Here is a 16,757-nt window from a genome sequence, read left to right on the forward strand (position 1 = left end):
GTTGGCTAAGGGCTGTGCCCCGGTTAAGCCCAAATGCTGCCTGCCGGAACGGTTGAAGGCAAGCAGTTTGGCGTTTAGGCGAATTGATTTGGGGAATGCCGGTGGCGGATCAATTACGTTACGATGCTCTAATCTGATCAGATCAACGGCCCGGATAGGGCACCATGGACTCAATGGACTTGATGGATAGACGCGCAAACAAGGGCAATCAGAACCGCAATGGGGTGCTGATGGTATTGGCTCTGGGGTTGTTGGCGAGTGGCTGTGCCTCCTTTAACCAGCGAGACCAGATGGCTCGCTTCAACGCGGCTTATAGCGATGGAGACTACCTGGCCGCGGCGGAAGCGATGGAGTTCGACGCCGGACAGTGGCAGGAAACGGACAAGGATCGTGCTGATGGCGCGGGAGAGTATGTTCTCGAACTGCTGCATCAGGGCGAAGCGTTGCGGCTTGCGGGTGATTACGAGGGGGCGGTAGAAGCCTTTGACTGGGCCGAGGCCGGCATGAAGTATCTCGATACCGAAGGCGCGATGGCGTCGGCATTAGGCAGTGTCTCGTCCATTCTGGTCAACGATTCTTCTCGGGATTATCGGGCACTGATGTCCGAGGCCATCCTGCTCAACACCTACAAGGGTCTGGGTTTTCTGGCGATGGCGGATAGCGCGGATGCCCGGGTTGAATTCAACCGGGCGGATGACCGAACCCGGCGGGCTGTCGATTATTTCTCTGAGGAAATTCAAGCCAGGCAACAACAGCTGCTGGGCGACCCGGCGAGTGCCGGTCTGGTCAACCGGACGCTTGGTAGCCATGACCTGAAAGCGGCGCTTGAAGATAATTATGGCAGCCCTTCCCGGTGGCAGGTGTTTCCTGACTACATCGTGCCGACGAGTACCTACCTGCATGGCCTGTTTTTCCTTGCCGCCAGTACCGGCGGGGCGGATACGTCCAAGGCACTGACATCGCTGCAGCGGGTGGCCGGGATGGTACCGGGCAACGAGGTACTGTCGGAGGATGTCGCGCTGGCTGAGGCACTGGCATCAGGCCAGACATCACGGCAGCATTTGCCGCCACAGGTGTGGGTGGTTTATGAGAATGGGCTGGGGCCGGTGTTGGAAGAAATTCGCTTTGAGGTTCCCTTGCTGATCTCACGTCATGGCGAGTCCCAGATCATTGTTGCGGTGGTTGCCTTGCCCCGGTACCGTGACCGTAGTGCGGTTCCCGGCCACCTGCGGGTGACCGGAGAAAACCAGGACCAAGTGGCGACTGAGCCCCTGGTGTCCATGGGACAGGTCATCCAGACCGAGATGCAGGCCCGTTTTCCCGGGGTCCTGATACGGGCCGTGTCGGCTGCCGTGGTGAAAGGGATGATCCAGAGCCAGGTAGCCGAGTCCATGGGAGCGCTCGGGCAGTTTGGGGCGATCCTCTATACTGTTTCAACCACCCAGGCGGACCTGCGTGGGTGGCAGGCTTTGCCCGATCACTGGCAGATCGCAAGGGTGGAGCGGCCAGCTGATGGCAACCTGATTCTGACAGACAGCCACCAGGGCGAACTGGGTACACTGGCGTTGCCGCCGTCGCCCTTTACTCTGGTCTACGTCAAACGACCCACGGCCGCTGCGCCAGCGACGGTGATGGTGATGGACCTGCAAGGGCGGCATCCGGGACAAACCCTGACGTTACCCGCCAGTGCCGGCTCAGCGAAACAATGAAGTAAACAGGGAGAAGCGGATGCTCAGATCAATCACAATTGTAGCGGTGATGGCGTTGCTCGGGGGGCTTAGTGCTTGTGCGCCCATGCAGCCGGAACGGGAATATGTCCAGCGGGATGACCTCAAGGTAGATCCGGAAGTACGTCAGTTCCTGGCCGTCAATGAGCTATTGCAGGCCCGGATTGATCAACCGGGCGGCGGCACCTTGCTGCAGGTCCAGTTCTCGGTAGAGGCCTATGAGGACGCCGACCTGGAGTGGGCCGTCACCTGGTTTGACCCGTCTGGCATGGTGGTTCCATCTGTCGGACAGGGCTACCATTCAGCCCATTTGCTGCGGGGCCAAACCCGCTTCTTCACAGCGATCGCGCCCCATGAGCGGGTCACCAGTTACCAGCTGCATCTCCGGGAAGACCGGTAAGGATCCATGGCTATGAAAAAACTTCTCACCCTGACCCTGTGTTCCACTCTGCTGGCCGCCTGCGCCACACCGACCCGCTACGTTGACCCGGCGGCGGATGATGGCCCAGTCACTATGACCATGGACTACCGGGATTTTGAGCGGGCTGCGGACGCAGCCATTCAGGACCTGCTGGCCAGCGGTGCGGTGGATAATCCCAGTGGTGAACGCTACGTCATGGTGGTTAGCCGGATTACCAACGACACCATGCAGCGGATCGATACCGACCAGCTGGTGAAGAAAATCCGGGTGGCCCTGCTTCGGTCTGGAAAGGTGGTGACCACCACCGCCGTAGGTCTGGATGGGGCGGAGGACGAAATGAACATGGCCGCACGGGAATTGCGTGAATCCGAGGAGTTCGATCAGTCCTCAGTCCAGCAGACGGGTACCTTGCAAGCTCCGGATCTCAGCCTGTCCGGCAAGATCATTCAGCGCAACCATCGGGTAGAGGACGAGCAGCAGGTTGAGTATTACTTCCAGCTCTCCCTGACGGACCTGCAGCAAGGATTTGCGATCTGGGAAAACGAAACGCCGATCATCAAGCGTGGGTCAGACGACACCGTTTCCTGGTGATCAGGGCAAACCATTGCCTGCCATCGCCTTGGGAATAAGCACCCGGGGCGTGTACTGCTGCAATTCCTGATACACCTCTTCACGGCGTTTTTCATAGCGGTGGGAAAAGTGAAAGGCCACCAATTGCTGAACCTGAGCCCGGTTGGCGATCCGGGCACAGGCTTCTGTTGTCAGGTGGTGGGTTCGCTGGGCCTGTGGCTGGTCTGCGCAAAGGAAAGACGCTTCACAGAACAGGGTGTGAGCGTTGCGGGCCAGTTCGCTCAATCGCCGGACATTTTCTTCGCTGTCGCCGAAATCGGTCGCGTAGGCCAGCTTTTCGCCGGGCTCAACAAGCAGCAAAGCCCGGGTCAGTTCGTCCACGGTTGGTGTGCGGCCGTCTCCCAGCTCGATTCTTTCCGACCAGTGTGAGCGGAAATACGCCTGTTTCAGCTTCTGTAGCCAGGGGCCGGGCGCCAGTCCAAGTTCATCGAGTTTGTCCTTGCGCACCCGCAACTGGCTTTGCGGCTCGTAGGCGTATGCCAGCACCGGCGTGCCATGATCCAGTTCGGCTGCCCTGACCACGAATCCCGGCTCCCGCACAATGATGCCATCGTCCACCGGCTGGTCCGGCAGCGGTTCAGTGCTTGGGTTGCCTGCGGTGACCCGCCATCGTTTCAGGCGGGCCCCGTGCCATTCATGAACCTCAAAGCAGGGCCCCCGATCCTCAACCCGATCCCAAAGAATTCCGTTCACCATGCCTTTTATCAGGCCAAGAACCCCTGGAGGGCCAAAGATTCGGCAAGGGGGGAAGTGGCCAATCCGGCTGCGAACCAGCCAGATGAAACCTCCGATATGGTCGGCATGACCATGGCTCAGGAACAGGTCCGAGACCTGATGGGCTGCCCGCAAGGGCATACGACCGGTATCGCCGACGTCAAACAGCAGGCTGCGAGGGTGGTGCAGCATGCGAACCTGCAGCAGAGGGTCTCCCATGACGCCGTTGACCAGAGAGGCCACCACCGAGCCGACGCGAACTGCTACCTGTGGTTCCTGCGTGATGCTGGTCAGGGCCCCGAGTTCCGCTCGAACTTCGATAGCCCGGGCATCGTCCGGAAACTCCGGTAGCTCATTGCCCGTTGGCTTGGGGACCGTGCGTAAGTGTCCATTGCGGTTGACAGCGTCCCGGACCAGCAAGCGATTGGCGCAAGCGGGCACACTGGCCACGCGCAGGTGGAATTGCTGTGGCGAGGCGGACACCACCTCGCCCATGGTTTGTGGTTGCTCGTCATGAAACAGCGCGATCTGACGCCCCTGCCACGTTTCGGGTTCCGTGAGCGCAGGCGGTGTGCCAGCCAACACAAACTGGTCTCGGGGTACCTGGTAGTCGTGGGCGTTGGCCATGTGGCTCTGCCACAACCGGTTCCGGCTCTGCCAGCGTTCCGCTTTGGTCAACGGGTGGGCTTCCGGTGCACGGGGTATTTGTTCGAGCGGGATCTGTAACGGTGGAAGCCCTGTCGGCAGGCGTGGGGTGTTGCTGTCGGGAGTCAGAACCAATCCCAGATCAATACCGATGCTATCGACCAGCGCAGGCAGCAGTTCCATGGCCGCGACCCCCTGGTATAGCCCTGGGGTATCCACCAGCAAGGTAAATTCGCAGCTAGGGAGTAATGTGTCCAGTGTTTGCAGCAGGTAGCGGGTTGCCATTAGCAGCGGCAGACGGAACCGGCCCGCATCCAGCGAACACAGGGGCGCCGTTGCCAGGACCGTCCAGCCCTGTGCGTCAAACCGGGCGACTGACAGGGCACCCGGTGGCCCGAACGCCGGCAGTCCGGGATCACAGTTAAGACAAACCGCGGTTCGTCCACGGGCCTGGAGTTCTGCCATCAAGGCGGTGGCCAGGGTGGTTTTACCGGAGCCACTCTGCCCAAGCAGTATCGCCCGTCGATCCTGCGCGAACAGGTCGTCGACCAGTTGTGCCGGTGAGCGTCCGGAAGCGGTGGTCATGGAGCCCCCATAGGTTACCTTGCCGTGGTACGGTATCGGTGCTATCCGGTCTGGTGGCCAACTTCCCAGTTGCAGAGGTGATTGTTGGGATTGGGATGCACCATATACCACTATGCGCCACTATGGTCGGGAAGCAAGTGGTCCGATAAACCTACAACAACAAGAACACAGGAGAGTGCCATGACAAACCCCGTTGTAACCGTCGAAAGCGACGGCCCTGTCTGTATCGTTACCATCAACCGCCCGACAAAGCGGAACGCCGTAGACAGACCCACGGCTGATGCACTGAGAGCGGCCTTCGAGGCGTTTGATGCCGATAGCAACGCAAAGGTGGCGGTATTGGCAGGGGCTGGCGGGCACTTCTGTGCCGGGGCTGACCTGGAAGCGATTGCGGACCCTGATCGCCGAAACGAGGTGGAGTCAGAAGGCACCGGCCCAGGGCCAATGGGACCGACTCGCCTGCTGTTGTCAAAACCGGTGATAGCAGCGGTCTCTGGCTATGCGGTTGCTGGCGGTCTGGAGCTGGCGTTGTGGTGCGACCTGAGGGTGGCGGAACAGTCCGCAGTATTCGGGGTATTCTGCCGCCGTTGGGGGGTGCCGTTGATTGATGGCGGCACGGTGCGCCTGCCCCGCATCATTGGTCAGAGCCGGGCGATGGACATGATCCTCACCGGGCGGGCCGTCCACGCCGAAGAAGCTCTGAACATCGGGTTGGCTAACCGGCTGGTGGCCGATGGCCAAGCCCGCACCGAGGCTATTCGCCTTGCCCGGGACCTGGCGGCGTTTCCCCAGCAATGTCTGCGGGCAGATCGCCTGTCTGCCTATCAGCAGTGGGGCCTTGATCTCCCCGGTGCCTTACACAACGAGGGAGCGGGCGGTTTCCCAGTGGTTTTGGCCGAGGCTATCGCAGGGGCCGATCGCTTTGCCGGAGGCGCAGGCCGACACGGTTCTTTCAAAGATTGACCATGAATGAGCCTGCCCGCGGAGGGCGCATAAGGCGCGATATTAAGTGTGGCCGGGGGAACTGGTGTAGACTGTGGGTCTGAGCCGTTTCCCCTCGACCAGCAGGACATTGCCCTTGAATCCCCAGCCCTACATTGAAGCCACCAGACAATGGTTGGAATCCGTTGTGATTGACCTGAACCTGTGCCCCTTTGCCAAGCGGGAGTTGGTCAAGGAACGGATTCGCTTTGTGGTGACCGAAGCACGCACCGAAGACGCCCTGCTGATGGCGCTGCACGATGAGCTTCGGGGTCTGGATACGGACGACAGCGTGGCAACCACGTTGCTGATTCACCCAGCCGTACTGCAGGATTTCTACCAGTACAATGAGTTCCTGGGGGACGCCGATGGCTTGCTGGCCCACCTGGGCTACGAAGGTACCTACCAGATTGCCAGTTTCCACCCGGATTACCAGTTTGGCGGTACCGAGCCGGAAGATGTGGAGAACTACACCAACCGGTCGCCCTACCCGATGCTGCACCTGCTCCGGGAGGATCAGCTGGCAGAGGTCATCGACAGCTACCCCGACACTGAGAGCATTCCCGAGGTAAACGTGAACAAGGTGAGGGCGTTGGGGCTTGAACACATGCGCGCCCTGTTAAGCCGGTGCCTGCCGGAGGAATAACAGGCCGCCGCTAGACGTTTTTCAGCAGGAAGTCGTCGCATTGAACCGCGCCACAGGCTTCCATTTCCGTTTCCATGTCCAGATTCAGCGTGCCGATAATACGCCGTAGCACCTGTTGTTCCGCTTCCCTGAATACGCCGTCGGCATGGGCGATGGCGGAGGCGGTCTGGATCATCAGTTCAGCGATGATGGTCCGGTTCCTCAAGGGCTGAAGTTCCGGTAGCGGAACCTGTTCCGACGACTCGAAGTTCTCATTGCGCCAGCGCTGGATCGTCGCGGCCATACCGTTAATGCCATCATCAACGCCAAAGTCCAGCACGCCTTTCTCTGACAGCTTGATCAGACAGTTACGGAAAATTTCCCGCTCCGGCTCATCCAGAACACCGTCTGCCAGGGCGACGGCGGCCGCGCTGGTTGTTAACGCCTGGCGCAGCACCCCCCGATCCAGCTTGCCCGCTTCAACCTTGAGCTGGTGGCCATTGCGCTCGATGAACCGAAGAACCCGTTGAAGCGGCGATCGGTAGCGGTTCTGGCGGTACCACTGGGGAATCAGCGCGCCGATGATGGCGCCGGACAGTGCGCCCTGCAGCAGGGACAGCGCCAGGCTGGCCATACTTTTGTCCTGAAGGGCGGGTAGCTTGGTGCCGGTAAACGGGTACAGCCCATGCATGGCGGCATGGGAGATGTAAGCCGCCACCAGAAGGATTGTTCCCATCATAAAGGCGTCCTGTAGGCGCCGCCGCCGACGTAACGGGTTACCCAGGTCGCACAGCCACGCGACGCCAAACGCGATGGCAAAGGAACTGAACAGGTAAGGGTATGACCAGGACAGCGCGATCAGCAGTTTGTCAAAGCTCTGGTCGTGACCAATACCCTCGAAGGTATAGCGGGTCAGCCGCAGTGCGGAAATGATGAACAGGCTTGCCAATACCGCAACCGCGCCAGAACAGGCATAACCCAGCCATGGGCGGTGCCGGGTGGCTTCAATGTCGGCAAACTGCCAGCGGCTCTTGGGGTAGATGCCGGCAAATGCAGACAATCCGTAGTTGGCCGACATCAGCAGTGCAAAGAAAACGATTTCGCCAATCAGTGCTGGGGAGAGGTCGCCTGAGGGCAGGTAACGAATGGTAGAGATGCTGGCAAACAGCAGCAGGATCAGGGACGACAGCTGGAAAAGCTGCACCGCACTCAAGGCATCGGAGTCGTAGCGGGCAGGTTCAAAACCGAGGCTTTCAATGGCCCGGTAACGGGCATTGCGACTGCCCTCTACACCCAGAACGGCATGGGCCGTCAAACGGCAGATCTTCATGAACAGGTCACGCCCATCAATCATCAGGGTTTCCGCCATCTCTTTCTGGAGATCTGACACTTTGGCTGAGGTGGTGTCGAGCCGGCGATAGTACGCCGAGATGCGAGAGCTGTAGGTGGCGTAGCCCATCAATAGCTCTTCGATTTCAGTCTCGCAGCTTTTGAAAAAGCGCTGGTAGCGGGTGTCTTGGGCGTCGTGCCACTGGCGTACATCCATCAGCAGGGAGCACAGTCTAGCCCATGCGTAGGCGGGGGCCCCCCGGTCCTTGAGAAAGCGCTCCGGCAATTCGATGTCGTAAGTCTTGGCCTCCCACTCAATGCTGTCAGTCTTGGCGGGGTGGATGTAGTAGGGTGCACGGTACATCCGGTGTGCGAGCTTCACTGCATGCCCCGGTATCTCGGCCAGATCCCAGAACAGCCTGAGCAGGTGGCGGTCTGCACTTTTGAGCACAGGGAAGTTGGGTAGGAGAGCGGTAAAGATCAGCGCGGTTGTGATGGGGCTCTGAATCAACTCGCTGACGGTAACGTCACTGGTGCCATCCGCGGGCTGTGACTGCTGGAGGGAAAACACCTTGATAACAATTTCCGGGGAAATCCAGGCCATCACGGTAACCAGCCAGTAGCTGACGACCAGGGTCGCTGCATACAGGCAGAAGCAGGCCAGGAACCTTGGGCGAGTGGTCGTGCTTCGGTTGGAAGCCGGTGTGTTGTAGCGACCGTAGGCATGGAACGCAATGAACATTGCCCCGATTGCCATCTCAAGAGCTTCGGAAGACGAAAAGAGGTCCATTAAGAGGCCCTCCCCGCTGCTTTCCTCAAAGCATAGTTCCCTAAGCTATCAGCCGCCACTTGCTCTGCGGGCGCAGGGCTGAAGGATCACGCTGGTTTTCCTCTCCTATATAAACGTGATGATTTATTTCGATTGATTAAATGCTAACCAGTTATCATTTCCCGGCAGACCCCTTTGGTTAAATGGATCGTGTAGTTCTTGCATAAAAATCAAACAATAAAGAAAGGAACGACGATGAAAAAAATGACCTCAATCCCTAAGCAGGCTTTGCCTGTTCGTAGTGTTTCCTCTGTGTTCAAACTCCTGTTTGCGCTGGTGCTGGCGGCTGGTCTGACCGGTTGTGGTGGTGCCGGAGGGCTGCTTAGCAACCCCAGGGTCTCGGATGCCGATAACGACCAGGTGGTCACCATTGGTGATTCGATTTTTGCTCTTTCCGGTGAACTGCAGGACTTCCTGGAGCAGGATGCCGGCCAGACCTTCCGCAGATATACCTTGTCCGGTGCTGAGCTGGCAGGTGGCGCGGTTGCTACCTCAATCGTGGACCAGTACCAGATTGCCCGTTCAGACAACCCTGCAATTGACACCATTGTGATGGATGGGGGCGGCAACGATATCCTGATTCCTGCCATCATGTTTGATCCTTACGACTGTAAAACCCAGTGGTATGAGTTTGGCCAACTCAGCAGCAGCTGTAAGAACCTGATCAACGACATCTATGTTGATGGGGTTAACTTGCTGAATGATATGCACGCTGACGGCGTCGATAATGTGATCTACCTGGGGTACTACTACACCAAGAATGGCTTGTTCCTGCTGGATAGCATGGAGGAGGCTGTGGATTACGGTGACTACAGACTGGCCCAGGCTTGCCGTTATTCTGCGGTTAACTGTCAGTTCGTCGACCCCCGTTCCGCCATCAATGACAGCGATATCATCGCTGATGGCATTCACCCCACCACCACCGGTTCACGCAAACTGGCCAGTCTGATCTGGCCGAAACTTCAGCCGCTGCTGTAGTTGTCTGAGGGTCGGGCGTCTGACGCCCGGCCCGTTCCGATCACCCCTGACCACTCAACACTACTCAATACTCTACTTAACACTCTACCCAACTAAGTGATCGATATGACATTGGCAAAAAAGCTCTCTGTGGCGGCACTGGTGGCGGCGGTTTCCACAGCAGGCTGGTTGTTGAAGGATAGCGCAGGTCACTTGCAGGCTGCGCCAGAGACGGCTTCCAGCACCACGGACCAACCCAGGACGGCCGGCTCTGAGCCGTCACCCCAGCTTATTCCTGACGGCGAGGCGCCGGTGATTAACGCCCTGGCGATCGACTGGCTGGAGCGGTTTGGCGAAACCATCCATGATCCCGTTGTTCAGGCGCAATTTGCCGAACTGAAACGGGACCTTATCAACACTTACCCGGATCAGGGCGAAACCATCTTCCTGCGTGCGTTGTGGCTGGCGTTTCCAACCTATGCACAGGAGATTCTCACCCTGCTGGCCAAATTACAGGTGTACGAACAATGGCTGGTGAATAACGACCTGCTGTTGCGGGACATGGCGCCGCTTGAGCGGGAAGGTGTGACATGGCGCAAACGTCTGGAGTTGTTTGGCCCCGTAGCCGACCTGATCTGGGCGGAAGAAAAAGCCGAATGGGCCCGGCGGCAACAGGCCGTGCAGCAGGTCATGGCCACCCTTGATCAGGCAAGACAGTACTCCCTCGACGAAACACTCTTCCAGCTACAGTCGGCCATTGAAGAGAGTTATGGCGGTAACTGGCGAAGTGTGGCGATGGATAGCGGTGTCGTGGCGAATGTCTTCTTTGGGTTCGAATCGGTACAAGCGAAGCTGCGGGACCTGCCTGCCGAGCGACGGCAACAGGAAATCAATCGGGTTCGTACAAATCTGGGCTATTCCGCTGAACAAGTGGCCCGCCTAGCAGAGCGGGATCAGCGCCGGAATCAGCGTTGGGATAATGGCTTGGCGTATATGGCGGATCGCTCGGCGCTGAGCAGTACACTGGCTGGTGATGAGTTGGTGACCGCTCTGGTCGATCTGCGTGAGCACTACTTCGCCCACGAGGCCGTCACCATTGCCCAGGAAGAGGCTGATGGCTTCTTCCGCTACCAGCGGCCAAGGTATTTTGGCCGTAACTGAGGGCGGACGCCGGGCAATGGCGGCCCTTACAGTTCAGCAGACAGCGCCCTGGCCCTGACCACTTCGGCACCGGTAAAGCGGCTGGCAATCAGGTCGTCGATGGCTGCTTGCTGGTCGCTGACACTCATGCCGGACTGCCTGATCCGGTTTCTGGCCTGAAGAAAGTCATCCAACCGCTGTTGCCACTGGGCCCTCTGCTGGTCCAGTTCTGCCAGGCGCGTGGCGGCCTCAGCACCAAGTACATGGGTTCGTGCCTGGAACACCTCGGCGTCGGAGGCACCCGCTGCACGCATCTGGTTGACCTGCCGATAAACTTCACCGTTACGGGTCACCCGTTGACGGACTTCCCTGAGCGCCTGCGGCAATTGCTGCTCCAGACTGGCTAAGGCCCGGTTGCGCTCGTTGTCACTGAGGCTACTGTCCTGACTGATGCGCAGGTACTCCAGCATATGGCGATCCTGTGTTTCCTCCAGGCCGAAGAAAGCCTCAGCTTCCGTGCCGGAAAAGCGCCCCTGACGCAGCCCTTCCAGGGTTTCCTGGCGTTGCTGAAGGGCAACCACGTCAAAGCCAGAGGAGGTCATCACCGGCTGGGCCTGTTTGGCCAGCGCATCAAGCTCGATTCGGTAACTGAGGTAACGCTCAAGCAGGTCCCTGGCCTGGGTCAGGGCTGGCTCCTCAAGGTGGCTGGATAGCGTCCTTTCAAGCCTGGCCAGCACCTGCTCCAGCGGCTCGTCTTCGAGCGCGGACAGGAAGAAGTCAAAGATATTTCGGGTTGCCAGAGTTGGAATCAGGTCGCCATTGGCATCGGTCTGAAAGGTGATGTCCGGCATAGCGTCCGTCAGGTGGTCCGGTAAGGGCGGTAAAGCGTCGCTGATGGCCCGGGCCGCGGTAAGAATTTGCCCGGCGTCCAAGACACCAGCTGGGGCGCTTGTTGCCTCACGCGGAACCCCCGTAGCCGTTTTCGGGTCCGGTGCAGGCGAGAGTGTAAACAAGGCGATCGCGGTCGCAACGGTGACGGTCAGGAGCGCGGTCACCGAGAGCAGTGTGGAGCGTTTCATGGCTGTGATACCCGCAGAGAGAACGCAGGGCCATCTGTGGATGGCCCTGCCTATGGTCAGAGACCTGCCCGCTTGAGACGGTTGGCGTGGTTACGGAAAAGGGTTTCCGGAGAGGTTTCAAACAACGACACCAGCCCCAGAACGTGGTTGTTCACGTCAATGTGGTTCATGGTGTAGTTGTCTTTGATCACGTCACCGAAGTGGCTGGAACACCGGCCAGTGACACCATCGTTGGCCTCAGTAAATGCCAGCCCGGTGATCGCAAACATCGCGTCAGAGGGGTCTACGACCGATGTGATGGTGGCGGTTCCGCTCCAGGAGTACAGGCGAATATCCTGTCCATTGAGACGTACCTGGCTGGCCCCCTCACCGCAGGCGGTGGCCGGGAGACCGGCAGGAAACTGCTGGTTGAAGGCGGCGGCGCCCGGCTGGTTGAACTCACCCAGCATGGCGTAGATGTTGGACTGATCACCGTTGTAGCCAGAGAGCAGGTTGACGAGGTCGCCTACGGCATTGGCCAACAGCTCAAAGGTGACGCCCTGAAGGGTATCTTCCGGGGCTACCTGGGTAACAATGTCCGCCAGCGGAGAGCCTTGGTGGGGGGTGTGAGCAGTGGTCACAGAGGCGACCAGGTCAGGGCGTGCATTCATGACATAGCGAGATGTCATGCCACCCTGACTGTGACCGATCAGGTTGAACCTGGTGATCTTGCCCCCGGACGCAGCACGAATTTCCTCCAGCTGTGCGATCAGGCTTTCCCCTCGCATCACTGAACTTTCGAATGCATTGATCTCAGGTACAAAGACGGTGGCACCTTCCGCCTCAAGGGCGGCGGGAATGCGGTACCAGTAATCCACACCGGCAATGCTGTCAAAAGCAAAAATACCGGGAACGAGGACAATGGGGTGTTTGGTGCGGGCTTCGTTCCAGTCAAACAGCGAACTGAGCCAACCGGCCTGGGCCGGTATCGACGCGCACAAGCCCATCGAGCAGAGTACTGCCATATACAGTTTTTTCATGATTGTTCCTTGCCTGTTGTTGTTATTTGTAAGGGGTACTGCGTTTGTTTTTGTGGTTTGGTCAATCCGGCCGGTACTGCGGGCCCGGCTTTCATGGTGCTTACTAAATCAGGCTGTTCAGGGGTCAGCTTGTAAGATTTGATGAACTGCGATTACCAACGACCAAAACGCGGGGCCGGTCACGAATTGGTCTGTTTGGACAAGTAATGGCCGTGGGATCACCCTAGAATCGTCCAGGCGACAGAGCAGCAAATAACGACAATAGGTACCCTGCCTTGGACGCTCAACCACTGAGACCACAACATCTTCTTTACCTTTGGGAACGGCGTACGCTCCATATTGCCCTGATTGACCAGCCCGTGGAGCTTGAGCCAGCGGCGGCGCTGCTGGCGGTCAGCCTGGGGGGAGCGTTGCAGTACCAGACTGTTGGCATGCCCGCTCCGAAAGCCTCTGTCAGTTTGTTGCTGGCGCCTGGCAGCCGGGTTGCCCTGGCGCCAGGGGCTGATGGCGCTGGCATCGCCACCTGTTACCTTGATGCGCTGGGGCAGGATTATTCGCTACTGGCCGGGCAAATGGTGGCGCAGGCGAACGGGACGTATTGTGAGTTGCCCAGGGAAGAGGCGTTCCAGGCGCTTTTCCTTGAGCTTCAGCAGCGACCGTTGTCGTCCTCGGAGGCCTACCAGCGTCTGGAAGCGATGATCAATCCTTACCGTACTCACTACGCCGAGCGCGATTCCAGGGTTGATGCAGCCGTTACCCTGATCCGCAACTCGGTACAGGAAAACCTGTCGGTGGACGTTCTGGCGGGAGCGGTCAACCTGTCGGTGCCGCGCCTGGTTCAGCTGTTCCGTGAGCAGGTGGGTGTACCCATTCGCCGCTATCGCCAATGGCACCGCCTCTATGTAACAGCTGAGAATATTGCCGGAGGGCAGTCGCTGACCGATGCCGCGATTGGCGCGGGATTTACCGATTCGGCCCATTTCTCCCACACCTTTCGGACGATTCTCGGGGTTCGGCCGTCTGATATTTTTGCTGCACCCGACCAGGTCCGCATCATCATCGCCAAACGACAGGGCTAGTGTCCCGTCTGGCTAATTCCTTAACCTACTGAGCTTCTGAAAAGCCGAAGAGCTAGGCGTGCTGGTGAAGATTTGGTGGTTCCAAATCGAGACAGCAGAACGACGCCATTCGGCTTTTCAGAAACTCCCAAAGGGCTTGCCTCTGAGGACTCTGAGCCTGTGTTGCCAGTCCTTGATGTGGAACCACCACACCTGCAAGACTGGCGCCTTGGTCAGTGTCCTCAGAGGCAAGCAGTAGGTTAAGGAATTAGCCAGACGGGACACTAGTGTGAGGGCTATTCGAGCGAGTTGGGATTCAGGTCACGAGTCGAGGAGACCGGTCCCAGATACACCCGGTTACGACCCTGACGCTTTGCGCTGTAGCAGGCCTGGTCTGCGGCGCGCATCAGGGTACTGATGTCAGGGGCTCCAGCTTCTATTGGCACAACGCCAATGCAGCAGCCAATAGTGTGCTGGCGGTCGTTCCAGGAAAAAACCAACTGCTCGATAGCACCTCGTAATTTTTCAAAGATCTTCGCTGCGGTGTCGAGGTCGCAGTTTTCCAGGATCAGCCCGAATTCGTCACCGCCGAGCCTTGCCAGAACGTCGCCATCGCGGATGCAGCTGCGAATGACCTCGGATACCTGGCGTAACAACTGGTCGCCGGCAGCGTGGCCGGAGGTGTCATTGACGGCCTTGAAGCGGTCAAGGTCGACAAACCCCAGCGCATGGCTGGTTCGGTCCGTTCGGGCGCGCCCCAACACGCTGGCGAGACGGTGCTCAAAGGCCCGTCGGTTGAGGAGATCCGTCAACACGTCGTGCGTGGCCTGGTGGTTGAGCTCCCGTGACAACCGGTAGGCTTCGGAAATGTCCTCCAGCATCAGGATATAGTAGGAATGGTGATGCTGACCGCCGCTGACGAGGGAGGCGGTGATTCGCGCCCAGATGGTTTCGCCATTGCCCTTGATGATCCGTTTTTCCAGGTTTTGCTGACTCGGCAGGTTGGCCTCTGAGCCATCGGGGTTAAGGTACAGCCCCGGACGATCCTCCGGGTGGATAATATCCTGAAAACTCAGAGTCTTTATGGTCCGCTGGGGGTACTCCAGGATTTTGCAGCTGGCCGGGTTGGCATCAAGGAATTCCCCGGTGGCGTTCAGTTGCAGAATGCCGATGGAGGACTGTTCAAAAATTGCACGAAACCGGTGCTCGGATCGTCTCAGTAAGCGAAGCAGTCTCAGGCCCATCAGCCAGGTGCCGAGCGAGACCAGTGTGATGAAAGCGATGCCAGCCCAGGTTAGCAGCTTTTTGGTGAAGCGCCCGGCGTCGCCGATGGTTTGCCGGACAAGCTCGGTTTCCGCATCCAGCTCGTAATTCAACTGCTCTGTCCGCCGCTGGAGCTTCTCAATGGTTATGGCGTCGATAGGCGACTTTGCCCACTCTTCTTCCAACTGACGGGCAACCTGCAGAAGCTCTGTCAGCCCTGCATCGGAGGCACGCCAGGCGTCTGCCGCGAGCTTGAAGTGGCTGTAATCGGCAAAGTTCCGGAACAGCCAGATCATGCTGGGAATGTCGTCAGGGTGATTCAGACCCTCGATAAGTCGCTCTCGGACGCGAACCATGTCGAGAGTTTCCCGCTCCATTCCCTTTCGGGCCTCAAGGTCTGCCAGTGGTACGGCAATCGATTGGTGAAAGGCTTCCAGATAGTCTTGCGAACCGGTACGGGCATAGCGGTCCAGGTTATAGACAGCGGTCAGCTGTCCGCGGCTCCAGGCGGATTGCCCGCTGATATACGCGCCAACGGCCGACTGGGTTTGGATAATGAAAATGGTAAATGCGGTGGCCGTCAGGGCGAGGGTCACCAGTCCGACGACCAGTCCGAAGATCTTCAACTGATAATGGGGCGTGGGGGAACGTTCTACCATTGCGCCTACTGATTCTGGACTGTGCCCCTGGGCCTTCATTGGCTGGGGGAGCTCTTTCAGGATAGCAGGTCGCAGCTCGCTGGCTGTGACAATTGCGGCAAGGCCCAGAAAATTGCCTGACGGTTTGCCAGGTTTGTGAGCGCGCCCGGCTTCAATTTTTACAAGAGTTTTCTTGGCAGTCGCAAACAATGGGGATAAAAATGAACGTAACCTCGCGGTGACTCATGAATGTGTCTGGGTCAAGCGGCAAGCAAGGGCTCGCGAGTCTGTCTATTGATCAGCAGGAGAAGTTTGTGCGTTATTGGTTGCTCAGGGTCGTACTTCGGGTCCTTCTGCTGGTGGTTTTGGTACAAGGAACAGCGCCGCTTTATGCCGGTGAGCCTGTGGCTGGCCAGACGTTGACTGCAGGCCTGGCGGAGGCTGATTATCCGCCGTTCTACTTTCGTGAAAACGACAGGCTGGTCGGGTTCTCGATCGAGGTGCTGGATGAAGTCGCGCAATCGATAGGTGTGGACATCCGTTATCAGCGCTTGTCCTGGCCAAGGGTGCTGCAGGCACTGAGCGACGGCTCGGTGGATATGGTCACTACGTTTTCCAATACCGCGGAACGGGCGCCCCTGGTGGTCTATACTGGTATTCCCCATGCGTTTGAACGCAACCATCTCTTTGCCCTGACGGACGCTGACATCCGTTTTGACGGGGACCTGGAAACGCTGTCCGCCTATCGGATTGGGGCCATCACCGGGTATTCCTACGGTGATGCGTTTGATAATGCCAGTTACCTGATGGTTGAGCGGGTACTCGATGAGCCCACCCTGGTCCGGATGGTGCTGGGAGGGCGCTTTGATGTGGCCGTTGGAAATCCTTTTGCTGTCAATCTGGAAGCCGGAAATCAGGACGCGGCCGGCCGGCTGCGTTTTCTGGAACCAGCTGTGAACAGCAGCCCAATCTACATGGCCTTTAGTCGAAGGCACCCTCAGGCCCTTGAACTGGCTGCGGCGTTCACCGCAGCGATCTACAAGTTCAAGGAGACTGAAAGGTATCAGTCACTATTGGATAAGTACCGTCTTCGGGGCACGGGTTTTGGCGGGTAGCC

14 protein-coding genes are annotated in these 16,757 nt (G+C 58.6%); 9 read left to right on the top strand and 5 right to left on the bottom strand.

The window, feature by feature from the left end; translation table 11 throughout:
• Nucleotides 1-182 precede the first annotated feature (182 nt).
• Genes BMZ67_RS11065 through lpoB form a run of 3 tightly spaced genes read left to right on the top strand, consistent with a single transcriptional unit; the run spans nt 183 to nt 2,739 of the window.
• Complete coding sequence (locus tag BMZ67_RS11065; RefSeq protein ID WP_245749954.1) at nt 183-1,709, top strand: COG3014 family protein; 1,527 nt, start codon at nt 183-185, stop codon at nt 1,707-1,709.
• Nucleotides 1,710-1,728: 19 nt separating this feature from the next.
• Entirely contained in the window at nt 1,729-2,127 is a 399-nt protein-coding gene (locus tag BMZ67_RS11070) for a YcfL family putative periplasmic lipoprotein (RefSeq protein ID WP_092022573.1), read from the top strand.
• 12 nt (nt 2,128-2,139) lie between these two features.
• The gene (lpoB, locus tag BMZ67_RS11075) at nt 2,140-2,739 is read left to right on the top strand and encodes a penicillin-binding protein activator LpoB (protein ID WP_092022575.1); all 600 of its coding nucleotides are present in this window, start codon (nt 2,140-2,142) and stop codon (nt 2,737-2,739) included.
• Here lpoB and BMZ67_RS11080 read toward each other — a convergent pair whose 3' ends face one another.
• Nucleotides 2,740-4,722 (bottom strand): Clp1/GlmU family protein, encoded by a 1,983-nt coding sequence (locus tag BMZ67_RS11080; RefSeq protein ID WP_092022577.1) that lies wholly within the window; start codon nt 4,720-4,722, stop codon nt 2,740-2,742. It lies immediately after the preceding gene.
• 180 nt (nt 4,723-4,902) lie between these two features.
• Between BMZ67_RS11080 and BMZ67_RS11085 the strand changes: the two genes are divergently transcribed.
• Both BMZ67_RS11085 and BMZ67_RS11090 read left to right on the top strand, forming a co-directional pair.
• Nucleotides 4,903-5,685, top strand: coding sequence for a crotonase/enoyl-CoA hydratase family protein (locus BMZ67_RS11085; protein ID WP_092022579.1), 783 nt, complete (start codon nt 4,903-4,905; stop codon nt 5,683-5,685).
• Nucleotides 5,686-5,800: 115 nt separating this feature from the next.
• On the top strand, nt 5,801-6,349 hold the full coding sequence (locus BMZ67_RS11090; protein WP_092022581.1) for a DUF1415 domain-containing protein: 549 nt from the start codon (nt 5,801-5,803) through the stop codon (nt 6,347-6,349).
• Between the two features lie 10 nt (nt 6,350-6,359).
• Here the strand turns inward: BMZ67_RS11090 and BMZ67_RS18605 are convergent, their stop codons facing one another.
• Nucleotides 6,360-8,447, bottom strand: a complete 2,088-nt coding sequence (locus tag BMZ67_RS18605; protein WP_092022583.1) for a tellurite resistance TerB family protein — start codon at nt 8,445-8,447, stop codon at nt 6,360-6,362.
• A 234-nt stretch (nt 8,448-8,681) separates the two neighbouring features.
• Here BMZ67_RS18605 and BMZ67_RS11100 point away from each other — a divergent pair, with 234 nt between their 5' ends.
• Nucleotides 8,682-9,464, top strand: coding sequence for an SGNH/GDSL hydrolase family protein (locus tag BMZ67_RS11100; protein WP_092022585.1), 783 nt, complete (start codon nt 8,682-8,684; stop codon nt 9,462-9,464).
• 105 nt (nt 9,465-9,569) lie between these two features.
• Nucleotides 9,570-10,604 carry a hypothetical protein gene (locus BMZ67_RS11105; RefSeq protein WP_092022587.1) on the top strand — a complete coding sequence of 345 codons (1,035 nt, stop codon included), beginning with the start codon at nt 9,570-9,572 and terminating at the stop codon, nt 10,602-10,604.
• Nucleotides 10,605-10,630: 26 nt separating this feature from the next.
• Here the strand turns inward: BMZ67_RS11105 and BMZ67_RS11110 are convergent, their stop codons facing one another.
• Together BMZ67_RS11110 and BMZ67_RS11115 are read right to left on the bottom strand one after the other, a co-directional pair.
• Nucleotides 10,631-11,662 carry a lipase secretion chaperone gene (locus BMZ67_RS11110; RefSeq protein WP_092022589.1) on the bottom strand — a complete coding sequence of 344 codons (1,032 nt, stop codon included), beginning with the start codon at nt 11,660-11,662 and terminating at the stop codon, nt 10,631-10,633.
• A 56-nt stretch (nt 11,663-11,718) separates the two neighbouring features.
• Nucleotides 11,719-12,681 (bottom strand): esterase/lipase family protein, encoded by a 963-nt coding sequence (locus BMZ67_RS11115; RefSeq protein ID WP_092022591.1) that lies wholly within the window; start codon nt 12,679-12,681, stop codon nt 11,719-11,721.
• Nucleotides 12,682-12,956: 275 nt separating this feature from the next.
• Between BMZ67_RS11115 and BMZ67_RS11120 the strand changes: the two genes are divergently transcribed.
• Complete coding sequence (locus BMZ67_RS11120) at nt 12,957-13,760, top strand: helix-turn-helix domain-containing protein (RefSeq protein ID WP_139214365.1); 804 nt, start codon at nt 12,957-12,959, stop codon at nt 13,758-13,760.
• A gap of 275 nt (nt 13,761-14,035) precedes the next feature.
• Here the strand turns inward: BMZ67_RS11120 and BMZ67_RS11125 are convergent, their stop codons facing one another.
• A complete protein-coding gene (locus tag BMZ67_RS11125) occupies nt 14,036-15,661 on the bottom strand; it encodes a GGDEF domain-containing protein (protein ID WP_175481903.1) in 1,626 nt (541 codons plus the stop codon).
• 293 nt (nt 15,662-15,954) lie between these two features.
• Here BMZ67_RS11125 and BMZ67_RS11130 point away from each other — a divergent pair, with 293 nt between their 5' ends.
• Nucleotides 15,955-16,755: a substrate-binding periplasmic protein gene (locus BMZ67_RS11130; protein WP_175481904.1), complete on the top strand. Its 801-nt coding sequence runs from the start codon at nt 15,955-15,957 to the stop codon at nt 16,753-16,755.
• The last annotated feature ends 2 nt before the right edge of the window (nt 16,756-16,757 follow it).

This window comes from Marinobacter zhejiangensis, assembly GCF_900114775.1.
Lineage (GTDB): Bacteria > Pseudomonadota > Gammaproteobacteria > Pseudomonadales > Oleiphilaceae > Marinobacter > Marinobacter zhejiangensis.